A 1,607-nucleotide genomic window follows, 5' to 3' on the forward strand; every position below is an offset into this window, starting at 1 on the left:
CCGCGCCGCGCCCCTCGCACGGCGACTACACCTACTCGGCGAAGTTCGGCACGCGCAACTGGGGCGGCGGCGGGCGCTCCTCCGCGCGCGAGACGGTGAACTGGGTCGCGGCCGGCGCGGTCGCCGAGCAGGTCCTCGACGCGTCCGACCACGACGTGGAGATCAAAGCGCACGTGAACCGGATCGGCGACGTCGAGGCCGACCCGGTGAGCTTCGAGCAGCTGCTCGAACGGAGCGAGGGGAACGACGTGCGCTGCGCCGACCCCGACGCGGCCGCCGAGATGCAGGAGCTGATCGAGGAGTACCAGGAGCGGGGGGACTCCATCGGCGGCTCCATCTACTTCGAGTGCCGCGGCGTCCCCCGCGGGCTCGGCGCCCCGCGCTTCGACAGCTTCCCCGCCCGGCTCGGGCAGGCGATGTTCTCCATTCCCGCCACGACCGGCGTCGAGTACGGGCTCGGGAAGGACGCGACAGACGTCGCCGGCAGCGAGCGCAACGAGGACTGGACGTTCGACGACGGCGAGTCGTTCGACCACGTCGAGAGCGACGAGGGCGACCCCGTCCCGGAGGGGAACGACCACGGCGGCCTCCAGGGCGGGATCACGACCGGCGAGCCGATCTACGGCGAGGCGACGTGGCACGCGCCCACCTCGATCCCGAAGAAACAGCGCTCCGCCGACTGGGAGACGGGCGAGGAGAAGGAGGTCCAGGTCGTCGGCCGCCACGACCCCGTCCTCCCGCCGCGGGCCGTGCCCGTCGTCGAGGCGATGCTGTACTGCACCGTCCTCGACTTCATGCTGCTCGGCGGCCGGATCAACCCCGACCGCGTGGACGGGAACCCGGGACGGTACGACACCGACTACCACCCGAGCAGCCCGGAGAACGAGTAGTCGGAGCCACCGGCCGGCCTCCGGGCCGGGGACCGCGCGGAATCACTCCCTGACCGCGCGTCGCCGCTCGGCGATGAGGTCGAACTCGGCGTCGGTGTCGCCCAACACGAACAGCGCGTAGTACCGGAGGTACGTCTGTACGGGCACCGAAACGAGCAGGGCGACGGCGACGACCGCGAGCACGAACAGCAGGACCGAGACGGCGATCAGGGCCGCGCCGACGGGGGTGGCGACCGAGAGGAGCGCGACCCCGACGGTCCCGGTGATCCCGAACGGGATCGCGGCCGCGATCACGCCGAAGACGACCGCGACGGCCGAAACGACTCCGGTCGCGATCCGGAGCACGAACGCGAGGGCGACGTACGCGGCGTACTGCTTCCACTGCCCGGTCAGCACGGGCCAGAACCGGCGCCACGCGGAGACCACCGACCGCTCCTCGACCAGCATCACGGGCACGACGAAGTTCGTCGTGAACCCCCCGACGAGGCCGCTGACGACGGCGAGTCCGACCAACACCGGCGCCGCGAGAAGCAGCAGTCCGACGGCGACGGACGCGTCGCCGGAGAGCGCCGGCAACAGTGCGGGCGCGAGCACCGCGCCGGCGAGCGTCAGCGTGACGGCGCCGAGGAGGAGTCGGAAGCCGAAGAGCCGGACGCCGGCCCGCCAGCGGTCGCGCCAGTACCGCCGGATCGAGACCGCCTCGCGGCGGAGCGACTC

Annotated in this window: 2 protein-coding genes; one reads left to right on the plus strand and one right to left on the minus strand. The window is 72.4% G+C overall.

Translation table 11 applies throughout. From position 1 onward, the window contains the following. Positions 1-890, plus strand: an 890-nt coding sequence (gene aroC, locus B9G38_RS17115) for a chorismate synthase (protein WP_086221162.1), incomplete at its 5' end; no start/stop codon positions are given. A 42-nt stretch (positions 891-932) separates the two neighbouring features. Here the strand turns inward: aroC and B9G38_RS18105 are convergent. Further along, the coding region (locus B9G38_RS18105) for a hypothetical protein (protein WP_086221163.1) at positions 933-1,607 on the minus strand (675 nt) is incomplete at its 5' end.

Source organism: Halorubrum sp. SD612 (assembly GCF_002135005.1).